The sequence below is a fragment of the Ruegeria sp. G7 genome (genome assembly GCF_056535465.1).
The window spans coordinates 1680760-1703482 of the sequence record NZ_JBQFIL010000001.1; the positions used below are offsets into that span (position 1 = coordinate 1680760).

Consider the following 22723-nt stretch of genomic DNA (forward strand, 5'->3'; position numbering starts at 1 on the left):
GCCCGGCGAGAGAATGTGCGAAGTGACGCGTGAACCCGGCGCTCAGGGCCAGCTGTCCGAAAGAATGAACTGACTACAGATTTCGGTCAGCGCGGGAAAGCGGGTGCGTTCCCTGAGATAGAGATATACCTGCCGTTTGTCGCTCAGATCGGCAATCGGGCGGAAGGCGACGCCTGCGGGCAGGAATTCAGCCACTGTCTGCGGCAGGACCGTGATCCAGTGACCCGACCGCACCATCGTGATCAACGAGTGGGTGTTGTGCACAGTGACCTCGGCAGTGTCGGTTTTCGCCGCGAATTCAGGGGTCTGGATCAGATTGCATAGCGGGTTGCGGATAAAGGATGCGGCTTGCAGATCCGCAATGGTCGGTGGGACTTTTTGCGTGAACAGCGCATGTTCCGAGGCTGTCACGAGGCCAAAGGCATCTTCAAACAGCGGCATGGCGCGGACCCCGTTCAAAGCATGCAGCCCCGAGGCGATGCCGATATCCGCCTGATCGCTGGTCAAGGCGTCCAGTACCTGCTGCGTGTCGGTATCGCGCAGTTCAACCTGCACTCCGGGACATTGTGTGGTCATGTGTTCCAGCAGCCTGGGAAACAGCAGCGCGCCCACCGACGGGACCGAGACGATACGGATCAGACCCTGATCCGCATGGGCAGCGGCCTCGATATTCTGGATTGTCTGGTCGAATTGACGAACTTGTTGCAGGGCCAGATCAAACACCTGCTCTCCCAGCGCGGACAGTCGGTTTTTGCGCTCGCCTTCGAACAGCTTCTTGCCCAGATGGTCTTCCATCTGTTTCAGCGTCATCGACAGTGCGGATTGCGTGCGGCCCAGCCGGTCTGCGGCTTCGGCCAGATTGCCGGTCTGGGCGACTGTGCAAAAGCACCGCAGCATTTCCTGTTTCAGGGTCAAATTTCAATTTTCCTGAACTTGTCTTCAATTATTCGAGTTTGACTGATGTGATCAAAGGAATCCATCCTGCGCGGGGTAAATTCTGACTCTGGGGCGCAATGTGACCAAACTGAACCTGATCGCTGGTGAATGGCTGGCGGGTGAAAGTGAAATTCAGAACCGCAATCCATCGGATCTGAGCGATCTGGTCGGCATGTTCGCCCAGGCCAGTGCAGACCAGCTTGACGCGACGCTGGATCAGGCGCGGATTGCGCAGGCTGAATGGGCCGCCTACGGGCTGGAGCGTAAGCAGGCCGTCCTGAACGCCATCGGCACCGAGCTGATGGCCCGCGCTGAAGAGCTGGGTACGCTGCTCAGCCGCGAAGAGGGCAAGCCGCTGGCCGAAGGCAAGGGCGAGGTGTTCCGCGCCGGTCAGTTCTTTACCTATTACGCCGCCGAATGCCTGCGCCAGATCGGAGAGAACGCGGATTCGGTCCGCCCCGATATCGAGATCGATGTTCGGCGCGAAGCCGTCGGTGTGGTTGCCATTATCAGCCCGTGGAATTTCCCCACCGCCACCGCGTCGTGGAAGATCGCGCCCGCCCTTTGCTATGGCAATGCGGTGGTCTGGAAACCCGCCAACATCACGCCCGCTTCGGCTGTGGCACTGACCGAGATCATCGCGCGGCAGGACATTCCGAAGGGCCTGTTCAGTCTTGTGATGGGGTCGGGGCGCAGCATTGGTCAGCGCCTGGTGGAAAGCCCGAAGGTCAACGCGATCTCTTTCACCGGCTCTGTGCCGGTGGGTAAGGGGATTGCCGCTGCGGCGATTCAGAACCTGACCAAAGTACAGATGGAGATGGGGTCCAAGAACGCGTTGGCCGTGATGGATGATGCGGATCTGGATCTGGCGGTAACGCTTGCGCTGGGCGGCGCATTTGGAGGGACTGGGCAGAAATGCACCGCCTCGTCGCGCCTTGTGGTGCATGAGGGCATTCACGATGCCTTTGTCGAAAAACTGGTTGCGGGCGCGCAGGCGATGAAGGTCGGTCATGCGTTGGAGGAGGGCACTCAGATGGGCCCGGTTGTCAGCCAGCAGCAGTTGACCGAGAACCTTGCCTATGTCGATCTGGGCATGTCCGAGGGGGCCGAGCTGGCCTGCGGCGGGCGGCGGCTCGAAATGCCTCATGACGGGTTCTATATGTCGCCGGGCGTATTCCTGAATACGACCAACGAGATGCGCATCAATCGGGAAGAAATGTTCGCGCCGCTGACCAGCGTCATCAAGGTCGGCAGCTATGACGAGGCGCTGAGCGTGGTCAATGACACCCGTTTTGGCCTGACTTCGGGCATCGTGACCACATCGCTGGCCCGCGCGACCCATTTCCGCCGCAATGCGCGCACGGGCGTCGTCACCGTGAACCTGCCCACCGCTGGCACGGACTATCACGTACCCTTTGGCGGGCGTGGCGACAGTTCCTATGGGCCGCGTGAACAGGGTAAAGCGGCGGCAGAATTCTACACGACCGTCAAAACCGCCTATATCAGCGCGGGCCCGGTGTGATGCTGATTGATGGCCTGCAATATGCCAATTGGTCGGAGAAGATTTTCCGCCAACTGCGCGAAGGGGGTGTGGACGCGATCCATGTCACCATCGCCTATCATGAGAACTTCCGCGAAACGGTTCTGAACTTCGAGAAATGGAACCGCTGGTTTGAGCAATACCCGGACCTGATCATGAAAGGCCGTTGGGCCAGTGACATCGACAGGGCCCGCGCAACCGGGCGGACGGCTGTGTTCTTCGGGTTCCAGAACCCCTCTCCGATCGAAGATGACATCGGGCTGGTTGAAATCCTGCACGATCTGGGCGCGCGCTTCATGCAGCTGACCTATAACAACCAATCGCTGCTGGCGACCGGCTGCTATGAGGCTGAGGACACAGGCATCACCCGCATGGGAAAGCAGGTGATCAGGGAAATGAACCGCGTCGGCCTTGTGATCGACATGAGTCATTCCGCAGATCGCTCGACCATCGAGGCCGCCGAATTGTCTGAGCGTCCGATCGCCATTACACACGCCAATCCACATGACTGGGCCCCCGCCTTGCGCAACAAGCGCGATGCGGTGATCCGTGCGGTTACGGAAAACGGTGGGATGTTGGGCTTTTCGGTCTATCCTCATCACTTGAAAGACAAGTCCGACTGCACGTTGGAGAGTTTCTGCAACATGATTGCCCGTACAGCAGACACATATGGGGTCCAGCATTTGGGGATTGGTACCGACCTGTGTCAGGACCAGCCCGACAGTGTGGTGGAGTGGATGCGCGTCGGGCGCTGGACGAAAGAAATCGACTATGGCGAAGGCTCGGCCTCGGCCCCCGGGTTTCCTCCGATGCCCAAGTGGTTTCAGGATAACCGCGATTTCGGCAGGATCAGGGAGGGTCTGCGCGCAACCGGCATGAATGCCGACGAGGTCGCGGGCATTATGGGCGGAAACTGGTATCGCTTCTTCGCAGACAATTTCGGGCCTCAGGGCGAATGAGAGACCAAAGCCTTCATATCGCGCGTCGTGATCCCGGCATGGTGATGCGCCTGTCGCGGTTGGGGTCGCTGCATCAGTGTCGGCTCAGCTTCATGCGGCAACTGACCCGCCGGATGGCCGCCGAGCGCTGGACTTTCACCCGGCCGGTCTTTGAGATTGATGACAAGGGTGTTGGCCATGCTGTCTACACCGCGCAAGGGCCCCAGCGCGCCTATTCGCTGGTGGCGTTCGCCCATGATCTGCCGCCCGAGCAGCGCTCGGACCGAGTGATTGCCGAAGCCTGGGACGCGACCTTTGCGCTGTTCGATGGTATCCCCAGCGCACAGGACATTGATCGTTTATCCCGGAACGTGCCGCTGCAAGAGGCTGGGCGCGTAAGTGAGCGCGAGTTGTCGCTGTCGCGCGCCAACCGCTCGGTGCGTTTGTGGGCGCATGTGGTGGATTGTCTGGCCGCCGGTCGGCAGCCGGACCTCGAACAGATATACAAGGTCGGCTACCTGATGCGGACCACAGCCGTCTATGGCTCGGGCAAATTCGGCGCGGCGGATCGTGAAAAGATCGCGGATCGGGATGAGGTCAGCGCGCCGTTTCAGGCCGAGATGCTGTCGGTGTACCTGACCCGAACCTTCGTGCGTGATCTGGTGCAGCACATGGCGCACGCCAAGGGCGGTGACCGAACCGCGCGGCTTGATCCGGATATCGCGCGCTGGTTGGGGATCGGCAATTCAACAGGGCTGGGAATGGCCCCATTCATCGTCAACCACCCCATTCTGTTCAACAACTGGATCATGGTGCGCGAAGAGGCCATCGCGCGCGTCCGGTCAGTGAAAACGGCATCAGAGGCCGAAACAACCCGTTTCCGTGACCTGTTTGAACGCAGCAAGCTTTCAGCTTCATGGTGGCGCTCTGAGCATCCCGTCCAGATCGACAAGCTTGCCGCGTTGGACGCAGACCTGCGCGCCATCTCTGCCTATATGGACGGGGCAGATCTGGCCGAAGATTACCCATGGGATCGCCTGATCCTCTGGTCACAGGAGGCGCTGAGCGAAGAGGGGCAGGAACTGCTGGCTTCGCTGATACTGGAGCCGTACGGCGATCTGGTCGATGGGTTGACCTGTTGCATGGCAGACAGCAACAGCGCCGCGCATGTCATAGACGGTGGCATGACCGTTGCCGACGTGCGCGACCTGATCCGAACCAGTTTCGGCTGGGCACTTGATCTGGACTGGAGCGCACCCGCGCATTGCGGGCGTGCGTGGTATGTCTCGGAAGAAAAGCTGGAACCCCGGCTGGGCGAGCGGTTTGATGAGCCAATCGCCGAGTATGAGCAGCCGTTGGCCCCGGCCCGGGATGCGGCTTTGGCTGACAGGTTGCTTTCGCAATGGCCGGAAACCGCCCCGATCGCCGATGTCCTGCTGGACCACCCCGAACATCGCCACACAATCCGTCGCGCGCAAATGAGCCGTTTCGCGCCCTATGGCGAGATTCGCGACAACACGATCAGCGCTGATTTGCTGCCAATTGATATGCTGCGGGCCAAGTTGTCGTTTTTTGGGGCTACGCACTTTGATCCGCGATCGGACAGGTGGGTGCGTATCTGTATGTACGCCGGTGCGCCCTATCCCGAAGAACTGACGGATCAGACCGCCGATCATTGGGTTTACCCGGAGCGCGCGCAGTGACCCGGTCGCTCAACGAGGTTGAAGCCACGGCCAAGCGTGCGGCACGCGGCGCAGGTTACCCGTGGGGCCTTGCCGAGGAGGCGGGCAAGGCCACCCGCTGGCTGTGTGCGCAAGGGTTGGATGGCGCAAAGGCTTTGACCCAAGTGTTGCAGCAAGATCTGGCGGCCTCGCTACAGGATCACCGACCGGCATCCAATGGCATGGATTGGCAAGGACAGGGGGTGCTGTGCCCGATCTTCACGGGCGCGTTGCTTTCTGACCGCGCGGCCCTGCTGAGTGCCGGACCGATCCGCATCCGAAACCTTGCGGTGCCGGTCTTGCTGATGCCCTTTGCCGCCTCTGCGGCGCGTGCCCGGAAGGCGGTGATCACGATAACATCCGACCTGTGCAAGGCCGCCACCGATGGCGAGAGGCTTGCAATCGAGCGCGACTGGCCCCTGCTTGCCGATCATGCCGAGATCGCCTTGGGCGGCCAGCTTGGCACGCCTCGGCCGCAGGCGACCCGCGCGGTCCCGGACCCGGCCAGTTGGGCCGCGCTCAACCGATATGCCCATCGCACATATGCGCCCGCCACCGAAGAGTCTCGGCTGTTGGGGGCCGGGGCGGGCCTGTCCGACAATGACTGAATGAGAGATTGATATGATCGAAACCCGCACCCTGACCCTGGCTGAAATCGAGGATTTGTCGTTCCGCGCGCTGGTGGCCGCAGGAACAAGCCCGGAAAACGCGCGACCCTTGGCGCTGGCGACGGCCGCGACCGAAGCGGACGGGGTAGCAAGCCACGGTCTGGCGTACATTCCGATCTATTGCGAACATGTTCAGTGCGGAAAGGTGGATGGTCTGGCCACCCCAAAGCTCTCGCAGCCGCGCCCCGGTGTGGTGACTGTCGATGCAGCCACCGGTTTTGCCCACGCTGCCATTGATGCGGGATTCGAGGCGCTGATCCCTGCGGCGCGCGCGCAAGGTGTCGCGGCTTTGGCGATCCGAAACAGCTATAATTGCGGTGTGCTGGGATATCATACCTTCCGGCTGGCGCAGGCAGGCCTTGTGGGGCTTGGGTTCACCAACGCGCCAGCCTCGATTGCGCCGTCTGGTGGTGCCAAGCCGGTTGTCGGGACCAACCCGTTTTCAATAGCCGTCCCCGGCGAGGATGGCCAACCCGCCTTATTGATCGACCAGAGCGCCAGCACGATCGCAAAAAGCGAGGTTATGAAGCACGCGCGCGAGGGAAAACCGATCCCGGTCGGCTGGGCGCTGGACGCCGAGGGTAATCCAACGACTGACCCGGCAGTGGGGCTCAAGGGGTCGATGGCCCCTTCGGGTGGATACAAAGGCGTCGGCGTGGCCCTGTTGACCGAAGTGCTTGCCGCAGCGCTGACCGGGGCGACGCTGGGCATCCATGCCTCACCGTTTTCGGGCACGGCCGGAGGGCCGCCGAAGACCGGTCAGTTCTTTATCGCAATTGACCCCGAAGCGACCGGGACCGGCGATTTTGCAGACGGAATTGGCCAGCTAGTCGCGGCAATCCGTGGACAAGAACATGCGCATCTTCCTGGTGACGGGCGTCGTGGTTGTCGGCAGCGGGCAGCCGAGCAAGGGGTCGCTGTGAACGTTGCCACGCTGACTCGGATTGAGGCCATGCTAAAATAGCGCCGGCGCGGGACGATCTATTTCAGCGCGCGGGCCAGAAAGGCGCTGGTCGCTTGATGTGCCGGTTTTTCGAACAGCACAGCGGGTGGACCTTCTTCGATGATCCGCCCGCCGTCCAGAAAACAGACCTTGTCTGCGGCTTCACGGGCGAAACCCATCTCATGGGTGGCCATCACCATCGTCATACCCTGCTGTTTCAGCGCCAATAGAACATCCAGGACTTCGCCCACAAGCTGGGGATCAAGCGCCGAAGTGATCTCATCAAACAACATGACTTCGGGCTGCATGGCCAGCGCCCGGACGATTGCGACCCGCTGTTGCTGCCCACCCGACAACTGATCGGGATAGTGCTGCATCCGATCTGCAAGCCCGAACCGGTCGAACAGGGCCTCAACCTCGGGCAGCAGGTCGGCGCGCGAGAGGCCACGAACCCGGCGCGGGGCGAGCAGGACGTTGTCCAGCGCTGTCATGTGAGGGAACAGGTTGAAGCTTTGAAATACGATCCCGATCCGGGCGCGGATGGATTGCGGGTTTAGGCCGGGTATCGCAATATCATCGCCATCCAGAAAGATCGCTCCGTCCTCGATCGGTTCCAGCAGGTTGATGCACCGCAGCAGGGTGGATTTGCCGGACCCGGACGCACCGATCAGGCAGACCATCTGGCCCTCGTCCACAGTCAGATTGATGCCGTCACAGACCGTGCGGTCGCCAAAGCGTTTCACGACGCCGCGAAGTTCCAGTTTGGGCATCAGCGCCTCTCTCGCGTCTGGCGCGCCATCAGGTGGTCGGCATAACGCGTCGCCGGAATTGTGACGATCAGAAAGATGATCGCGGCCCCGACATATGGCGTAAAATTGGCCAGAAGGGATTTAAACACACCGGCCTGCCGAAAGATCTCGACCGGTCCGATGAAACTGAGCAACGAGACGTCTTTTTGCAGGGCAATCAGCATGTTCATTTGTGACGGCACCACGTTGCGGATCGCTTGCGGCAGGACGACGTCGCGCATCACCTGCCGCTCGGACAGACCCAGAGACAGAGCTGCGGCGCGTTGGCTATGATGCACGCTGTCGATGCCGGATCGGAAGATTTCGGCAACATAGGCCGAGTAAGTCAACACAAGGGCCAGCGTGCCCCAGATATAGGGCGAGTTCCACGGACGCGGCAGCCCGAGGCCCGGAATGCCGAACCCGATCAAGTAAACTGTCAGGATGACAGGAACACCCCGAAAAACGTCGGTAAACGCGGCCCCGAAAATGCGCAACGGAAACAGGGCCGGGGATTTGACGTCGCGCGCCAGCGCAATCAGCAGGCCAAGAATGGCGATGGCCGGTGCCGACCATGCAAAGATCATCACGTTGATCCGAAACGCTTCAAGCAGCTTCGGGAAGGTTTTGACCAGAACTTCAACATTGAAAAAGCTCTGTTGGACTTTGGCCCAGCCGGGGCCAGAGGCACAAGGACATACAACGCAGCAATCACAGTGATCGTGCTGGTTGCCGCGATCACCAAAGACCTGCGGCGCTGCTGCGCCTCATAACGTTCCCGGCGGGTCATCCCGCCCGCCTTTTGATTGCTCATGTCACTTGATCAGCGGGACACCGGTTGAATCCTGCAACCACTTGGCCTCGATCTCGGCCAGTGCACCGCTGGTGGCCAAAGCGGCCAACGCCTGATCGACGCATTCCTTCAACGGGTTTCCCTCTTCCATCAACATGCCGAACTGATCGGGGTTGTCGCTTTCATCCGCTGGAAACTGACCGATGACCTTTGATCCTTCGATCATCACCGCGCTCAGGAACAACGCGGTTGGCAGATCGAACAACGCCGCGTCGATCTGGTTTGCACTCATCGCGGCATTCACATCCGCATTGTCACCGTAAAGCAGTGGGTCGCTGTCGGGCTGAATGATGCTGGCCAGCTTCGGCACGGCGGTGGTGGTGCCGACCGCACCCCATTGCAACCCTTTCAGCGCATCCAGCGTCGGGGCCGTATCGGTCGCGCCGGGGCTGACCAGTACCGCCATGGGCGCGGTGTAATACGGGGTTGAGAAGTCGACGACCTGATCCCGCTCGGGCGTGATCGAGTATTGCTGCATGTTGATGTCGAATTCCTTGGCGCCGGGTTGAATCGCTTCATCGAACGACGATCTGACCCAGACGACATTCGCCGCGTCAAAGCCCATTTCCGCAGCCACCGCATAGGCGACGGCGGCCTCGAACCCTTCGCCGGACTCGGGCGTGTCATCGATGACCCACGGGTAGTAGGCCGGGTTGCCGGTTGCGATGGTCAGCTTGCCATCTGTCAGAGTTTTCCCAGCGGCACAGTGCCCATCTGCGAAGGCCGCTGTTGAAAGGCACAACACAGAACCTGCCGCGATTGAGAGTATCTTGGACATCGTTGGAAACTCCTGCTGGATTGCTTTGCGGATACGGTAGTTCTGCCCGCGGGTACTGTCCAGCGCGGGTTTTGACCCACCTGATGCAAGGTTCAGGCGACGCAAAAGCCCGCCGGTGATCGGCGGGCCTGCAGAGGTCTTCCTGGACCGATCGCTTAGCCGAATACCCGCCCCAAGGCGCCGTCCACGGCATCGGTGATCTGGTCGATATCGTCCGGTGTCGCAATCAGCGCGGGCGAGAAGCACAGCGTGTTGTTCTTGCCAGGGACCGAGCGGTTGGTGACGCCGATGATCACGCCTTGCGCCATACAATCGGCGACGACGGCCTGTGCCATCTTCTCGTTCACCGGCTCGCGACTTGCGCGGTCGGCAACCAGTTCAGCGCCAAGAAATAGCCCTTTGCCGCGCACATCTCCGATGACTTTGTGCTTTTCCATCAGCGCCTGCAGGTTACCGCGCATCCGCGCGCCCATATCGGTGCAGTTCTGCAGCAGGTTTTCGTCTTCGATAATCCGCATGTTTTCGATCGCCGCTGCCGGGCCGGCGGTGCAGCCACCAAAGGTCGAGATGTCGCGGAAATAGTTCATCGGGTCATCGGCGTTGTCTTTGAACATGTCAAAGATTTCCTCGGTCGTGACCATGCAGGCAATCGCCGCGTAACCCGATGCGACGCCCTTGGCCATAGTCACAAAGTCCGGTTTGACACCATATTGCTGATAGCCGAACCACGTGCCGGTGCGCCCTACGCCGCAAACCACCTCGTCGATATGCAGCAGGATGTCATACTTGTCGCAAATCTCCTGCACGCGCTGCCAATAGCCCTCGGGTGCTTCGATCACGCCGCCGCCGGCTGTCACAGGCTCAAGGCACAGGGCGCCCACGGTATCGGGGCCTTCGCGCAGGATCACCTCTTCGATCTGATCGGCGGCCCATTCACCAAAGTTTTCCTCGGGCGCGCCGTCCAATTCGTGTTTGCGGTATTCCATACAATGGGGCACGCGCACGAAATCGGGTGCAAAGGGGCCGTATTGCGCGTTGCGCTCGTCCTGACCACCTGCCGACATCGCCGCCAGGGTCGAGCCGTGATAGTCACGGTCCCGGTACAGGATTTTGGTCTTCTTGCCGCCGTACTTCTTGTGCGCGATCTGGCGCACCATCTTGAACGCTTTCTCGTTCGCCTCAGACCCCGAGTTCATATAGTAGACCCGGCTCATACCCGGCATCTTGCTGATCAGCTTCTCAGCAAAAATCGACCCCGGAATCGACCCCGCGGATTGCGCGAAATAGCACAGTTTCATCAACTGGTCATAAACGGCCTTGCAGATGGTTTCGCGGCCATAGCCCACATTCACAGTCCAGACCCCGCCCGAGACCGCGTCCAGATGCTCTTTGCCGTTCTGATCCCAGACACGCATGCCCTTGCCTTCGACGATGATACGGGGATCGTTGGTTTCAAAGGGCTTATGCTGGATCAGGTGATGCCAGATATGCGCACGGTCGGCTTCGACAATGCGCGAAAGATCGTTTTCGTTGAACGTGCCGTCCATGACATATCCTTTCAGGGTAAGGCGCGCAGGAATCAAACTCCCGGACGGGCGCGCAGTGACGTGATGCTGCAGATCAACGCGAATGGGACCCGCGCAGTAGGGCCAGATTAACCCATAGAATAGCGCCAGTGTATCAAAATCGCGTATTATTACGGGTTTGTTTTGCCGTAATCTTTGTGCTCAATACCTCAAGTCTGTCGCGTTTGGGAGGAGCACCAGATGAGCGCCGCAAACATCTATGAACAGCATCTGGACAAAGGTCCGGCGAATTTCACGCCGCTGTCCCCGTTAAGCTATATTGAACGCACGGCAGCGGTTTATCCGGACTATCCGTCTGTGGTTTATGGCGATCGCAGGTATACCTGGGCGCAGACTTATGCGCGTTGCCGCCGTCTGGCCAGCGCGTTGAGGGCCCGAGGGGTGGGGCAGGGCGATACGGTGTCGATCATCGCCGCCAACACCCCCGAACTCTACGAGGCCCATTTTGGCGTGCCCATGGCAGGGGCGGTTCTGAATGCAATCAACACGCGGCTGGATGCGCCGATCATTGCCTTTGTCCTCAACCATGCCGAGGCAAAGGTTCTGCTGGTTGACCCGGAATTCTCGGGGGTTGTGAAACAAGCCCTGGCGCACGTGGATCATGATGTGCTGGTCATCGACATCGAAGATCACAGCTTTGATGGTGGCGAACGGCTGGGCGACCTGACCTATGAGGCGCTTCTGGCTGAAGGGGATCCCGAGTTTGACTGGTCCCTGCCTGCCGACGAATGGGACGCGATCACGCTGAACTATACCTCGGGCACCACCGGCAACCCCAAGGGTGTGGTCTATCACCACCGGGGGGCCGCGCTGAACGCGACGTCGAACATTCTGACATGGGGGATGCCGCAGCATTCGGTCTATCTATGGACCTTGCCGATGTTCCATTGCAACGGCTGGTGCTTTCCGTGGACCATGGCGGCCAATGCGGGCACATCCATCTGCCTGCGTGCCGTGCGGGACGAGCCGATCTATCGCGCCTTCCGCGACGAAGGTGTGACGCATTTCTGCGGCGCGCCCATCGTGCTGAACATGCTGGCCAACGCGCCCGATTATCTGAAGGATTTCAGCCAGCAGATCAAGGTGATGACCGCCGGTGCGCCACCGCCCGCCAAAGTGATCGAAGCGATGGAGGGGATGGGGGTCGAGGTCACCCATGTCTATGGCCTTACGGAAACCTACGGGCCGTCCGTTGTCTGCGCCTGGAAAGACGAATGGAACAGCAAAGAGGCCGAAGACCGCGCCGCGCTGAAAGTCCGTCAGGGCGTCAAATATGTGGCGCTCTCGGGTCTGATGGTGGCCGACCCGGAAACGCTGGAGCCCGTGCCTGCCGATGGCGAAACGATGGGTGAGATCTTCATGCAGGGCAATATCGTCATGAAGGGTTATCTCAAGAATGCCGAGGCGACCGACCAAGCCTTCAAGGGTGGATGGTTTGCCTCGGGTGATCTGGGGGTCATGCACCCCGATGGCTATATCGCGCTGAAAGACCGGTCCAAGGACATCATCATTTCGGGCGGTGAGAATATTTCGTCCGTTGAGGTTGAGGATACCCTCTACAAACACCCCGCCGTGATGGAGGCGGCCGTCGTCGCCCGACCGGATGAGAAATGGGGCGAAACGCCCTGCGCTTTTATCGAACTGAAACCGCAAGCGGAGGCAAGCGAGGCCGATATCATCGCCTTTTGCCGCGATCACATGGCCCATTTCAAAGCGCCCAAGACGGTCGTTTTCGGGGCGCTACCCAAAACTTCGACGGGCAAAATCCAGAAATTCATCCTGCGTGATCAGGCGCGCGCATTGACATAGCGCGGCCAACCCGACCCGCTGTGGCTGGGCGTTACTGCACCTTCAGGCGTAACGCCTTGCTTCTTTTGTTCTAAAATACCTCGAGAGAACCCCCGAGGGTTTTTAATCGAAGATCGACAGATCAAGCTCCAGCATCTCACCCATCCAGATGGCGCGGTCGCGGTGATCGGTCAGATGATCGCCGGTTTCTGGGTGGGTAAAGATTGTCAGCCCATTCCGGTTCAGGATCAGCCAGGGAAAGACCTGATCGAACGCCGCAGCAGGGAAACCCAACTGGCAGCTCCAGCGCGGGTGCGGGCCGACATTTCGGGCGTGCATTCGACCCATCTGCACGTCCGGGAACAGGCGTGCGGCCTCTTCGCAGACCTGCTGCGCCGTTTGCTGCGTTTCGGCGTCGAAATAGACATGGGCGTGATAGCCGGTGATCTCTGGCATTGGGAACCTCCCGTGTGTCGGATGCACCCAATTTACGCCCGTCGCCGGGTTTTGCACACACGCGCCGATACACAGACCTTGTGCGCAGCCTCAGGCGGGGGCGTGCATATCCGGGTGCGCCGCCGCAAAGGCGGGATGGTCCGCACAGACCGCTTCGACCGCCAGCAGGCGGGGCATATCGGACAGATCGACCTCCCAGCGGCGGGCGTTGTAGAGCTGCGGGATCAGGCAGATATCGGCCAGACCGGGCGTATCGCCCGTGCAGAACGGCGTCTGGTCGAACCCGCCCAGCAGGGCCTCGAAGGCGAGCAGGCCCGGGCGGATGAAATGGCGCATCCAGTCGCCGGGCATATCGCCTGCGCCGCCGCTTAGTGCGGTCGCGTGGCGCGCCACGGACAGGTTGCAGACTGGGTGGATATCCACCGCGATACTGTGTGCCAAAGCCCGCGCCGCAGCCCGGTGGGCCGGGTCTTGCGGCAGCAGGCCCATGTCTCGGGTCTCATCCAGATAGTCGAGGATCGCCAGCGATTGCGTCAGGCGCAGCCCGTCAATCTCAAGCACCGGCACCAGCCCTTGCGGATTGCGCGCAAGATGCTCTGGCGCGCGATGTGCTCCGCCGACCAGATCGACCACCACCGGGCGATAAGTGATGCCTGCCAGATTCAGCGCGATCCGCAGCCGGTAGCTGGCAGAGGATCGCCAGTAGTCATAGAGAACCACATCAGACATTCAGTGTTCAGCCCTTGCTCAGTTCCTTGGCGTGCAGCCAGTCAGCATGCTGAGGCGCCTTCTTGGTGCGCGACCATTCCTCGAGCATATCCCATTTGACCGAATCCAGCCGGGCCAGCATCGCCTCTTCTTCCGGGTCCGGGCAGGCCAGTTCGACGCGATGGCCATTGGGATCGAAGAAATAGATCGAATGAAAGATCGAATGGTCGGTCACGCCCAGAACCTCGACCCCGTTGGCCTCGAGGTGGTCCTTGAAGGCGATCAACTCGTCGCGGTCCTTCACCTTGAAGGCAATGTGCTGCACCCAGATCGGCGTGTTCGGATCGCGGCCCATTTCGGGTTTGGTGGGCAGTTCAAAGAAGGCCAGCACGTTGCCGTTCCCGGCATCCAGAAACAGGTGCATGTAAGGATCGGGTTCATGGGTCGAGGGCACATGGTCTTCGGCAATCGCCAGAATGAAATCCATGTTCAGCATCTTGCCATACCATTCGACGGTCTCTTTCGCGTCCTTGCAGCGATAGGCGACGTGGTGAATCTGTTCGATTTTCATGACGCTTATCCTTGTTTCAGCGCGGCGGCGTCCAGCGCCTGTTTCAGCACGGCGTTGTCGCCGATGTGGTTGGCCAGCACCAACACCAGCCGCGCGTTCAGCGCGTCGCTGTCGGCTTTATCAAGACCCTCATGGGCGGCCAGCAGGTCGGCATAGAAATCATCCGCATGGGTCAGGTTGGGAGACAGGATCAGATCGGTCATATCGCTTACTCCTTGCCGGTGGCGCGGCGGACCGCGTGCCGGAATGCGTTTTCTTCATAGCTGTCGCGGCGCGCTGCCACATGCTGATCGGGTCGGATCAGGTAGACCGCGCTGGTCGCATCGCCCAGATAGCGGCGCTTCAGCGTCAGCGTGGGGTCGTCCTTAACCGAGAGCGCAAGGCGCTTGACTACGACCCCGTCGACCTCGATCTCATCCGGCGCATCGGCGTCGATGGTCAGCAGCGTGAACTGCCCGGCCAGTTTCGACAGCAGGAAACCGTCGCCCAAGGGCGCATCCGGGCAGGGCGCGCCGGGGCGGGTCTGGGCCGGGCCATTCAGCGCATCCGCCGAGTTCAGCGGTGAGCCGTCATAGACGCAAGGCACGCTCAGCCGGCCCGAATTTACCATGGGACGAGCGAAATCGTAATGCTCGCTCAGGTCCAGTACCGCATCGCGCAGCAGGCGGGACATCTGCGATTTCGGCGTGATGAAATCGGTGGAGCGGGTCGAGTTCAGGATGTTCTCATCCGCACCGTGGATACGCTCGGTATCGTAGCTGTCCAGCAACGACTCGGGCGCTTTGCCGTCGATCACCAGTTTCAGCTTCCAACACAGGTTGTCGGTGTCTTGCAGACCGGAATTCGCCCCGCGCGCGCCAAACGGGCTGACCTGATGGGCGCTGTCGCCGGCAAAAATCACGCGGCCATGACGGAACTGCTCCATCCGGCGGCACTGGAAGGTATAGATGCTGACCCATTCCAGCTCGAACTCCACGTCGTCGCCCAGCATGGCCTTGAGGCGCGGGATGACGTTTTCGGGGCGCTTTTCGCGTTCCTTGTCGATGTCCCAGCCCAGTTGCAGGTCGATGCGCCAGACCCCGTCGGGTTGCTTGTGCAGTAGCGCCGATTGCCCCTTGTTGAAGGGTGGATCGAACCAAAACCAGCGCTCCGAGGGGAAATCCGCCTCCATGATCACGTCAGCGATCAGGAAGTTGTCTTCGAACACGCGGCCCACGAAATCCTTGCCCAGCATGGTGCGCATGGGCGAGGCGGCCCCGTCGCAGGCGATCACCCAGTCGGCCTCGACCGTATAGGACCCTTCGGGGGTTTCGACTTCAAGCTTGGTGTGGTCGTGATGGGTGCCGACCGCCTCGACCTTGTTGCGGCCGCGGATCTCGATCGGCGCGCCCTGGGCCTGCAATTCGCGGACCCGGTCGACCAGATATTCTTCGAAGTAGTACTGCTGCAGATTGATGAAGGCCGGGCGCTGATCGCCGCTGTCGGGCTGCAGGTTGAACTCATAGACCTGGCGTTCGTCGAAGAACACCTTGCCGGTGTTCCACAGAACGCCCTTGTCCACCATCGGCTGGCCACAGCCCAGACGATCCAGAATTTCCAGCGGGCGTTTGGCGAAACAGATGGCGCGGCTGCCGAAGCTGACCTTGTCATTTTCGTCCAGCACCAGAACCTCGACCCCCTGCTGGGCCAGATCGATGGCAGCGGCCAGACCCACGGGGCCTGCGCCGATGACGATGACCTGATGGCGAACCGGTGCCGAAGCCGACTGGTCCGGGCTGGCCTCGTAGGCATAAAGTGGAACTTCGAAGATCTTGTTCACGGTCTCTCTCCCCAGTGTTCTGCGCGCCGGGCGCACCTCATCCGGTCTCCGGCGCGATGCCGCGCGGAGGGCTCAACTTAACGTTTCATCGTCAAATCCGGGCCGCCACGATCTGGATCAAAAACGGCCCGGAATTCTTAGCCTTGCAGGGCCTCCCACATCTCAAGATCGCGCTGGGCGGTCCAGATGCGGGGGGTGTCGATGCCGCGTGCCTCGTCATAGGCGCGGGCGACGTTGAAGGGCAGGCAATGTTCGTAGATCGCGTAATCGGCGAATTTCGGGTCGCACTCCGCGCGCACCGCGTCCCATGCTTCTTTCAGGCTGCCGCCGCGCGCCGCGACCTTGGCCGCGGGGCGATAGGTGCTTTCGACGAAATCGCGGGTGTTTTCGATGGCCGCGTTGACCATGTCCTTGCCGATCAGGGCGTCGCCCCGCCCCGGAGCAATCGCGTCCACATCGAACCACTTGATCTCGTCCAGCGTGTCGCCCCAGTCGCTGAAATGCCCGTCGCCGCAATAGCAGGCCGAGTGGTATTCGACGATGTCGCCGGTGAACATGACGTTCTGATCGGGCACATGGATGACGATATCGCCTGCCGTGTGGGCGCGGCCCAGATGCATCAGATCGACCCGGCGGTTGCCCAGATAGACCGTCATCGTATCGCTGAAGGTGGTGGTCGGCCATGTCAGGCCGGGGATGCTTTCATGTCCTTCAAACAGGCGCGGGAAGCGTTGGAATTCACTATCCCAGTCCTCTTGCCCGCGTTCCACGACCATGGCGCGGGCCATGTCCGACATCAGGATCTGTTGCGCGCCGAACGCGCTGGCCCCCAGCACGCGGACCGCGTGATAATGGGTCAGCGCCACATGGGTGATCGGCTTGTCCGTCACCGAGCGCACGCATTCGATCACCTTGCTTGCCAAGCGCGGGGTCGCCTGCGCCTCGACGATCATCACGCTGTCATCACCGATGATGACGCCCGAGTTCGGGTCGCCCTCGGCGGTGAAGGCGTAAAGACCCTCGCCCACCTCGGTGAACGAGATTTTCTTTTCCGACATGTCCCCCTGGGACGCGAATGCCTTGGCCATGGTGGGTTCCTTATCGTGCGTATGGGTTTTCAAGCGCGGGCAGGACGGTGCCGGTGCAGTCGCCGAAGCCGATGGTATAGCCGTCGCCTTTGGCAGCGCCTGTCAGGGTCAGCGTGTCTCCGTCCTCGATAAAGCTGCGGGTCTCGCCGGTGTCCAGCGTCAGCGGTTCTTTCCCGCCCCAGCTGAGCTCCAGCAGCGAGCCGCGCTCGGGCTTGGTCGGGCCCGAGATGGTGCCCGAACCCAGCAGGTCGCCCGCGTTCATCGGGCAGCCCGAGGTCGTGTGGTGCGCCAGTTGCTGCGCGGCCGAATAATACATCTGGTTGTAGTTCGTCGCGGCAATGGTCGTTGCCGGCTGGCCCTCGGGGGCCATGGTGATCGACAGGTCGATGTCATAGAGCATTGGGCCGCAGTCTTTCAGGTGATCCAGCAGCTCGAATTCGCGCGCGGGCGTGTCGCAGCGGAACGGTTCCAGCGCGGCCTTGGTCACGATCCACGGGCTGATCGAGGTGGCTGTGGCCTTGGCCTGGAACGGGCCCAGCGGCTGATATTCCCAAGCCTGAATGTCGCGCGCCGACCAGTCGTTCAGCAGCACGTAGCCAAAGATGGCGTCATCGGCCTCCTGCACCGAGATCGGGCCGTCCGAGGGCGTGCCGACAATGGCGCCCATCTCAAGCTCGATATCAAAGCGACGGCAAGGCAGAAAGGCGGGCAAGTCCTGATCGGGGGATTTCAGCTGACCCCAGGGGCGGCGGACATCGGTGCCCGAGACCACCACGGACGACGCGCGCCCGTTATAGCCGATGGGGATGTGCAGCCAGTTGGGCGGCAGTGCATTTTCGGGGCCGCGGAACATGGTGCCGACGTTGAAGGCATGGTTCCGGCCTGCATAGAAATCGGTGTATTCGCTGACGGCAAAGGGCATGTGCATCTCGGCCTCGTCCTGCGGGATCAGCAAGCCTTCGACCTTGTGCTGTTCGTCCGCGCCCTCGGCCAGCAGTGCGGTCAGGCGGTCGCGCAGGGCGGCCCAGACGGCGGGGCCTTCCTCCATCAGCGGGTTCCAGAAGGGCAGATCGAACAGAGGTTCATCAGCCAGCGCGATCAGCCCGTCAGCCTCGGCCGCAGTCACGTCGAGGATCATATCACCGATGGCCACGCCGCAGCGGGGGTCGGTTTTTTCGGTCGAAAAAACCCCATAGGGCAGGTTGTTCAGAGGGAACGGGTGATTGGCGGAATTGGCCGATGTGACCCAGGATTTCTTCAAGGACATAGTGTCTCCAGACCTTTGTCAGGGTCCGAGATTATTCGACGAATAATCTCGGATCGCAGACGGTGTTCATTTCTTGCCGGGGGTGCCGTCGAATTTCTTTTCGATGTCGCTCCAGCAATCGATGTAGTCATCCTGCAACGGGGCTTCGGTGGCCGCAAATGCGGTCAGATGCTGCGGGAAGCGGGTTTCGAACATGAACGACATGGTGTTGTCCAGCTTGTCCGGGCCAAGATTGGAATTTGATGCCTTTTCAAAGGCTTCCTTGTCAGGTCCATGCGGGATCATCATGTTGTGCAGGCTCATGCCACCGGGGACGAAGCCCTGCGGTTTGGCGTCATACTGGCCATAGATATTGCCCATCAGCTCGGACATGATGTTCTTGTGATACCAGGGCGGGCGGAACGTGTCCTCCATCACCATCCAGCGTTCGCGGAACAGGACAAAGTCGATATTGGCCGTGCCCGGCTGGCCCGAGGGCGCGGTCAGCACGGTGAAAATCGACGGGTCGGGATGGTCGAACAGGATCGCGCCGACCGGGCAATAGGTGCGCAGGTCGTATTTGTAGGGCGTATAGTTCCCATGCCATGCGACCACGTCCAACGGGCTGTGGCCGATCTTTGTCGTGTGGAATTGCCCGCACCATTTGATCGTCACGGTCGAAGGCACCTCGCGATCCTCAAATGCCGCCACCGGCGCCTTGAAATCGCGCGGGTTGGCCATGCAGTTGGCCCCGATCGGGCCGCGGCCCGGCAGTTCGAATTTCTGGCCGTAATTCTCGCAGACAAAACCGCGCGCGGGGCCTTCCAATACCTCGACGCGGTACAGCAGGCCACGGGGAATGATCGCGATCTCTTTCGGTTCAAGGTCGATGATGCCCATCTCGGTGGCAAAGCGCAGGCGGCCTTCCTGCGGGACCACCAGCAGCTCGGAATCAGCCGAGAAGAAATAGTCATCCACCATCGACTCGGTGACCAGATAGATATGGCTGGCCATGCCGACCTGCGTGTTCACGTCACCTGCGGTGGTCATCGTGCGCATCCCGGTCAGCCATGTCAGGCCCTCATCCGAATGCGGCACCGGGTTCCAGCGGTACTGGCCCAGCGAGATCACGTCGGGGTCGACGGACGGGGCCGATTTCCAGTAGGGCAGATCGATCTTCTCATACCGATGCGAATGCTTCACCGAAGGCCGGATGCGATAGCACCACGTCCGTTCGGGCGGGTTGGCGGTGAAGGCTGTGCCGCTGAGTTGCTCGCCATATAGGCCATAGTTACATTTCTGCGGGCTGTTCATTCCCTGCGGCAGCGCACCGGGCAGGGCCTCGGTTTCAAAGTCGTTGCCAAAGCCGGGCATATAGCCGGGATGGGTGCCAACGGGTGTGCTGGCCTGAGTCATCTTGTGCGGATCGGTGGGGCGATTCATCGGACGCTCCTTCAAGTTACTGCTTGTCGAATAATAGTTGATTTTGTAACTAACAAGAATGACCCAGCAGAATAATGCCGAAAAAGATGAGTTTGATCTGCGAAATTTCCTGCCTTTCCTGTTGAATCAGGCGGCCGAGGAAAGCTCGCTTGAATTTCAACAGGTCTATAAGAATCGCTATGGGATGCTGCGCACCGAGTGGCGCGTGTTGTTTCATCTGGGCAATTACGGAGAAATGACCGCCAAGGATATCGGGCTGCGGGCCAAGATCCACAAGACCAAGATCAGCCGCGCGGTGCGCCGGTTGGAACAGTGCCGGTATTTGCGGCGCCTGCGGGATGAGACCGATCGCCGGTCTGAACGTCTGTCGCTAACGCATTCTGGCCAGACGGTGTATCGTGAGTTGCGGGGGATCGCGCGGGACTATGATGCAAAGCTGGCTGCGCGCTTTACGACCGGCGAGGTCGCTTTGTTGCGTATGATGTTGCGTCGTTTGGCCGGAATGGACTGACGCGGTGGTAATTCACCGTTGTTGACCCCAGATCAACATCAGCATCGACACAGGAACCTGAGATGACCGACCCCAGTCCAAGCACGACGAAATCGCATGACCTTATCGACTGGCTTGTGAACCGGGGCCTTGAAGGCGCGGGGAAACAAGAGCTGCTGGATGGCTATTGCAATCAGCTTGTTGCGCTTGGCGTACCGTTGATGCGATTTCATGCGGCCCAACCGGCGCTGCATCCTGTTTATGGTGGCACCGGCTACAGTTGGTATCAGGGGCGTGGAGGGGATCTTCAGACGTTTGAGTATTCAGAAACACCCAGCGAGGAATGGCAGAAAAGCCCGCTTTACGTCGTGCTGAACGAAGAGATGGATGCCATTCGCGAGCGGCTGGTCGACCAGAACGAGGCCAGTCGTTTTCCGTTGCTGAATGACCTCAGAGAGAACGGCGCAACGGACTACTATGCCACCGGCGTCAGCTTTGACGTGCCCACCCATCGCGGCCAGAGGGACGCGAAAAAGGCCATAGACGGCGTGCTTATGTCCTGGGCCAGCAACGCGCCCGAAGGGTTTCGCGACGATGATCTGGATTTGATCAACAGCGCGCTGCCGCATCTGGGATTGGCGTTGAAGTCGGCCTCGAATGCGCGGGTGTCGCAGGATTTGATGCGTGTGTATCTGGGGCGCGACGCCGGGCAGCGGGTGCTATCGGGTGAAATTCGCCGCGGGTCGTTGCAACAGATTGATGCGGTGATCTGGAATTTCGACCTTGAGGGGTTTACCAGCCTGTCCGAAGACATGCCTGGCGCTGAAGTGATCGACATGCTGAACGACTACCTCGCCGTGGCGGTCGATGTGGTCCATCAATGCGGTGGCAACATCCTGAAGTTCATGGGTGATGGCGTTATGGCAATGTTCGATGTAGGCGAAAGCGACGCCGACGCCCGCGCCGCGTTGGCTGCAGTAAGCCTTTTGCAAGAGCAGATGGCCGCGCTGAACGCGCAACGTGCCGCCCGTGGTCAACGGGTTTCGAATTATACGCTTGCGCTCCATTCCGGCGAGATTCTGTACGGCAATATCGGGTCTGACAGTCGTCTGGATTTCACTGTGATAGGGCCAGCGGTCAATCAGACCGCTCGGATCGCCGGTATGCACCGGTCCTTGGGGCAGCGTATCCTGATCTCGGACGATGTTGCCCGCGCGGCAGAGCCTTGCGATCCGGATTTGATCTCGGTTGGGCGGTATATGCTGCGCGGTGTCGCCGAACCGAAAGAGCTGTTTACGGTGTATCGCGAGACCGAATGAAAGCCGTTGATGGTTCGGCCCATAACAGCCAGTTGATGCCAGAGCCTTCGCAACACAGCTATCGTTCGACGCTGATCAGCCCCGTAAATTCTGCACGCGCCACATGGCAAATGACATCGGCAATGAAATTGAAGGCACGATGGTGCCCGCTTGAGGTGCGCCAGACCAGGCCAATTGATCTGTGCAGTCGTCCCGGGCGATAGGGGATTACCGCGACGTCTCTGCCCAAGTCAGGGACTTCGGACGCTGCATAAAGCGAAGGCAGAAGCGAAACGCCGATATTCATTGCGGTCATTTGCCGGATCGCGTCCAGACTCGTGCCTTCATAGTCGTACAGAAGGTTTGCTCCGACCTCTTTGGCCAATTCCTCAATCTGGCTGTGAAGGATAAACCGCCGCGAGAGCACGAGCACGTTTTCCCCGTTGAGATCGGCATCTTCAACAATATCTCTTTCGGCAAGCGGGTGATCGAGGGCGACGGCCAGATGCAGAGGCTCCCTGAGCAAACGCAAGACAATGACATCAGTCGAACTGACCGGCAATTGCGTCAGAATGACATCATGGACGCCTGCCAGCAGGTCCTGAAGCAGGTCGGATGGTGCGCCATCTCGCACAATCAGCCTTAAATCCGGGTGGTTCTGATGCAAATGGCGAAAGACGCGCGGCAACAAGTATGGCCCCAGCGTGGGCGATGCGCCGAGCCGGAAGCTGCCCGCAAACTCGGACTTCATCCTGGTCGAGGTCTCTTGCAACGCGGTAACATCCGACAGAATGCTGCGCGTTTTCTCAAGCACTTCGCGGCCTTCCGGAGTCAGCATTGCGCCCGCTCGACCACGTTCGACCAGATTCAAGCCAAGCGCCGTTTCCAGATTTGCGATCTGAAGACTCAAGGATGGCTGGCTGATCCCAATACGCTCGGCCGCTTTCCGATAATGCCCGGTTTCGGCCAGCGCCCGAAAGTAGAGAAGTTGTTTTAACGTCAGGTTGAGATTCATTGATAGGTTTTTCCAATCATTTATTCCATGACCATAGGCTATCATATTGC

Annotated in this window: 21 protein-coding genes and 1 pseudogene; 8 read left to right on the plus strand and 14 right to left on the minus strand. The window is 60.3% G+C overall.

Features of this window, described 5'->3' with window-relative positions:
• Window positions 1–42 precede the first annotated feature (42 nt).
• Window positions 43–915, minus strand: a complete 873-nt coding sequence (locus ACR3EN_RS08440) for a LysR family transcriptional regulator (protein WP_480824803.1) — start codon at window positions 913–915, stop codon at window positions 43–45.
• Between the two features lie 100 nt (window positions 916–1015).
• Here ACR3EN_RS08440 and ACR3EN_RS08445 point away from each other — a divergent pair, with 100 nt between their 5' ends.
• The 5 genes from ACR3EN_RS08445 to ACR3EN_RS08465 are packed head-to-tail and all read left to right on the plus strand — an operon-like array spanning window position 1016 to window position 6767.
• Complete coding sequence (locus ACR3EN_RS08445; RefSeq protein ID WP_480824801.1) at window positions 1016–2458, plus strand: aldehyde dehydrogenase family protein; 1443 nt, start codon at window positions 1016–1018, stop codon at window positions 2456–2458.
• The gene (locus ACR3EN_RS08450) at window positions 2458–3435 is read left to right on the plus strand and encodes a membrane dipeptidase (protein ID WP_480824799.1); all 978 of its coding nucleotides are present in this window, start codon (window positions 2458–2460) and stop codon (window positions 3433–3435) included. The genes ACR3EN_RS08445 and ACR3EN_RS08450 overlap by 1 nt, the downstream gene beginning before the upstream one ends.
• The gene (locus tag ACR3EN_RS08455; RefSeq protein WP_480824797.1) at window positions 3432–5117 is read left to right on the plus strand and encodes a hypothetical protein; all 1686 of its coding nucleotides are present in this window, start codon (window positions 3432–3434) and stop codon (window positions 5115–5117) included. Before ACR3EN_RS08450 ends, ACR3EN_RS08455 begins: the two co-directional genes overlap by 4 nt.
• A complete protein-coding gene (locus tag ACR3EN_RS08460) occupies window positions 5114–5743 on the plus strand; it encodes a DUF3726 domain-containing protein (protein WP_480824795.1) in 630 nt (209 codons plus the stop codon). Before ACR3EN_RS08455 ends, ACR3EN_RS08460 begins: the two co-directional genes overlap by 4 nt.
• A 13-nt stretch (window positions 5744–5756) precedes the next feature.
• A complete protein-coding gene (locus tag ACR3EN_RS08465) occupies window positions 5757–6767 on the plus strand; it encodes an Ldh family oxidoreductase (RefSeq protein ID WP_480824793.1) in 1011 nt (336 codons plus the stop codon).
• A 17-nt stretch (window positions 6768–6784) separates the two neighbouring features.
• Here the strand turns inward: ACR3EN_RS08465 and ACR3EN_RS08470 are convergent, their stop codons facing one another.
• The 4 genes and pseudogenes from ACR3EN_RS08470 to ACR3EN_RS08485 form a co-directional block, all read right to left on the minus strand.
• Window positions 6785–7516: an amino acid ABC transporter ATP-binding protein gene (locus tag ACR3EN_RS08470; protein ID WP_480824791.1), complete on the minus strand. Its 732-nt coding sequence runs from the start codon at window positions 7514–7516 to the stop codon at window positions 6785–6787.
• Window positions 7516–8348, minus strand: a pseudogene (locus tag ACR3EN_RS08475) (amino acid ABC transporter permease). The gene ACR3EN_RS08470 and the pseudogene ACR3EN_RS08475 overlap by 1 nt, the downstream one beginning before the upstream one ends.
• 1 nt (window position 8349) lies before the next feature.
• Window positions 8350–9165 carry an ABC transporter substrate-binding protein gene (locus ACR3EN_RS08480; protein ID WP_480824787.1) on the minus strand — a complete coding sequence of 272 codons (816 nt, stop codon included), beginning with the start codon at window positions 9163–9165 and terminating at the stop codon, window positions 8350–8352.
• 155 nt (window positions 9166–9320) lie between these two features.
• Window positions 9321–10712, minus strand: a complete 1392-nt coding sequence (locus ACR3EN_RS08485) for an aminotransferase family protein (RefSeq protein ID WP_480824785.1) — start codon at window positions 10710–10712, stop codon at window positions 9321–9323.
• Window positions 10713–10931: 219 nt separating this feature from the next.
• On the opposite strand from ACR3EN_RS08485, the gene ACR3EN_RS08490 reads away from it, so the two are divergent.
• On the plus strand, window positions 10932–12560 hold the full coding sequence (locus tag ACR3EN_RS08490) for an acyl-CoA synthetase (RefSeq protein ID WP_480870966.1): 1629 nt from the start codon (window positions 10932–10934) through the stop codon (window positions 12558–12560).
• 102 nt (window positions 12561–12662) lie between these two features.
• On the opposite strand, the gene ACR3EN_RS08495 is transcribed toward ACR3EN_RS08490, so the two are convergent.
• The 8 genes from ACR3EN_RS08495 to hmgA all read right to left on the minus strand — a co-directional run bounded on the left by ACR3EN_RS08495 (window position 12663) and on the right by hmgA (window position 19870).
• Window positions 12663–12995, minus strand: coding sequence for a DOPA 4,5-dioxygenase family protein (locus ACR3EN_RS08495; protein WP_480824781.1), 333 nt, complete (start codon window positions 12993–12995; stop codon window positions 12663–12665).
• A gap of 90 nt (window positions 12996–13085) precedes the next feature.
• Window positions 13086–13724, minus strand: a complete 639-nt coding sequence (gene maiA, locus ACR3EN_RS08500) for a maleylacetoacetate isomerase (protein ID WP_480824779.1) — start codon at window positions 13722–13724, stop codon at window positions 13086–13088.
• A gap of 7 nt (window positions 13725–13731) precedes the next feature.
• Entirely contained in the window at window positions 13732–14274 is a 543-nt protein-coding gene (locus ACR3EN_RS08505) for a VOC family protein (protein ID WP_480860430.1), read from the minus strand.
• A 5-nt stretch (window positions 14275–14279) separates the two neighbouring features.
• Complete coding sequence (locus ACR3EN_RS08510; RefSeq protein ID WP_480734079.1) at window positions 14280–14477, minus strand: DUF2783 domain-containing protein; 198 nt, start codon at window positions 14475–14477, stop codon at window positions 14280–14282.
• A 5-nt stretch (window positions 14478–14482) separates the two neighbouring features.
• Window positions 14483–16093: an FAD-dependent oxidoreductase gene (locus tag ACR3EN_RS08515; protein ID WP_480824774.1), complete on the minus strand. Its 1611-nt coding sequence runs from the start codon at window positions 16091–16093 to the stop codon at window positions 14483–14485.
• A gap of 137 nt (window positions 16094–16230) precedes the next feature.
• The gene (locus ACR3EN_RS08520; RefSeq protein WP_480824772.1) at window positions 16231–17181 is read right to left on the minus strand and encodes an MBL fold metallo-hydrolase; all 951 of its coding nucleotides are present in this window, start codon (window positions 17179–17181) and stop codon (window positions 16231–16233) included.
• A 10-nt stretch (window positions 17182–17191) separates the two neighbouring features.
• Window positions 17192–18448, minus strand: coding sequence for a fumarylacetoacetase (gene fahA / locus ACR3EN_RS08525; protein ID WP_480870968.1), 1257 nt, complete (start codon window positions 18446–18448; stop codon window positions 17192–17194).
• Between the two features lie 66 nt (window positions 18449–18514).
• Window positions 18515–19870 carry a homogentisate 1,2-dioxygenase gene (gene hmgA, locus ACR3EN_RS08530; protein ID WP_480870970.1) on the minus strand — a complete coding sequence of 452 codons (1356 nt, stop codon included), beginning with the start codon at window positions 19868–19870 and terminating at the stop codon, window positions 18515–18517.
• A 58-nt stretch (window positions 19871–19928) separates the two neighbouring features.
• Between hmgA and ACR3EN_RS08535 the strand changes: the two genes are divergently transcribed.
• The gene (locus ACR3EN_RS08535) at window positions 19929–20381 is read left to right on the plus strand and encodes a MarR family winged helix-turn-helix transcriptional regulator (RefSeq protein WP_480870971.1); all 453 of its coding nucleotides are present in this window, start codon (window positions 19929–19931) and stop codon (window positions 20379–20381) included.
• 62 nt (window positions 20382–20443) lie between these two features.
• Window positions 20444–21679 (plus strand): adenylate/guanylate cyclase domain-containing protein, encoded by a 1236-nt coding sequence (locus ACR3EN_RS08540; RefSeq protein WP_480870973.1) that lies wholly within the window; start codon window positions 20444–20446, stop codon window positions 21677–21679.
• Window positions 21680–21737: 58 nt separating this feature from the next.
• Here ACR3EN_RS08540 and ACR3EN_RS08545 read toward each other — a convergent pair whose 3' ends face one another.
• Window positions 21738–22673: a hydrogen peroxide-inducible genes activator gene (locus ACR3EN_RS08545; RefSeq protein ID WP_480824762.1), complete on the minus strand. Its 936-nt coding sequence runs from the start codon at window positions 22671–22673 to the stop codon at window positions 21738–21740.
• Between the last annotated feature and the right edge of the window lie 50 nt (window positions 22674–22723).

What these genes read in the sequence shown, in the direction of transcription:
- ACR3EN_RS08450 (WP_480824799.1), top strand. Translation starts at nt 2,458, where the DNA reads ATGCTGATTGATGGCCTGCAATATGCCAATTGGTCGGAGAAGATTTTC.
- ACR3EN_RS08455 (WP_480824797.1), top strand. Translation starts at nt 3,432, where the DNA reads ATGAGAGACCAAAGCCTTCATATCGCGCGTCGTGATCCCGGCATGGTG.
- ACR3EN_RS08465 (WP_480824793.1), top strand. Translation starts at nt 5,757, where the DNA reads ATGATCGAAACCCGCACCCTGACCCTGGCTGAAATCGAGGATTTGTCG.
- ACR3EN_RS08470 (WP_480824791.1), bottom strand. Translation starts at nt 7,516, where the DNA reads ATGCCCAAACTGGAACTTCGCGGCGTCGTGAAACGCTTTGGCGACCGC.
- ACR3EN_RS08480 (WP_480824787.1), bottom strand. Translation starts at nt 9,165, where the DNA reads ATGTCCAAGATACTCTCAATCGCGGCAGGTTCTGTGTTGTGCCTTTCA.
- ACR3EN_RS08485 (WP_480824785.1), bottom strand. Translation starts at nt 10,712, where the DNA reads ATGGACGGCACGTTCAACGAAAACGATCTTTCGCGCATTGTCGAAGCC.
- ACR3EN_RS08490 (WP_480870966.1), top strand. Translation starts at nt 10,932, where the DNA reads ATGAGCGCCGCAAACATCTATGAACAGCATCTGGACAAAGGTCCGGCG.
- ACR3EN_RS08495 (WP_480824781.1), bottom strand. Translation starts at nt 12,995, where the DNA reads ATGCCAGAGATCACCGGCTATCACGCCCATGTCTATTTCGACGCCGAA.
- maiA (WP_480824779.1), bottom strand. Translation starts at nt 13,724, where the DNA reads ATGTCTGATGTGGTTCTCTATGACTACTGGCGATCCTCTGCCAGCTAC.
- ACR3EN_RS08505 (WP_480860430.1), bottom strand. Translation starts at nt 14,274, where the DNA reads ATGAAAATCGAACAGATTCACCACGTCGCCTATCGCTGCAAGGACGCG.
- ACR3EN_RS08510 (WP_480734079.1), bottom strand. Translation starts at nt 14,477, where the DNA reads ATGACCGATCTGATCCTGTCTCCCAACCTGACCCATGCGGATGATTTC.
- ACR3EN_RS08520 (WP_480824772.1), bottom strand. Translation starts at nt 17,181, where the DNA reads ATGGCCAAGGCATTCGCGTCCCAGGGGGACATGTCGGAAAAGAAAATC.
- fahA (WP_480870968.1), bottom strand. Translation starts at nt 18,448, where the DNA reads ATGTCCTTGAAGAAATCCTGGGTCACATCGGCCAATTCCGCCAATCAC.
- hmgA (WP_480870970.1), bottom strand. Translation starts at nt 19,870, where the DNA reads ATGAATCGCCCCACCGATCCGCACAAGATGACTCAGGCCAGCACACCC.
- ACR3EN_RS08535 (WP_480870971.1), top strand. Translation starts at nt 19,929, where the DNA reads ATGACCCAGCAGAATAATGCCGAAAAAGATGAGTTTGATCTGCGAAAT.
- ACR3EN_RS08540 (WP_480870973.1), top strand. Translation starts at nt 20,444, where the DNA reads ATGACCGACCCCAGTCCAAGCACGACGAAATCGCATGACCTTATCGAC.
- ACR3EN_RS08545 (WP_480824762.1), bottom strand. Translation starts at nt 22,673, where the DNA reads ATGAATCTCAACCTGACGTTAAAACAACTTCTCTACTTTCGGGCGCTG.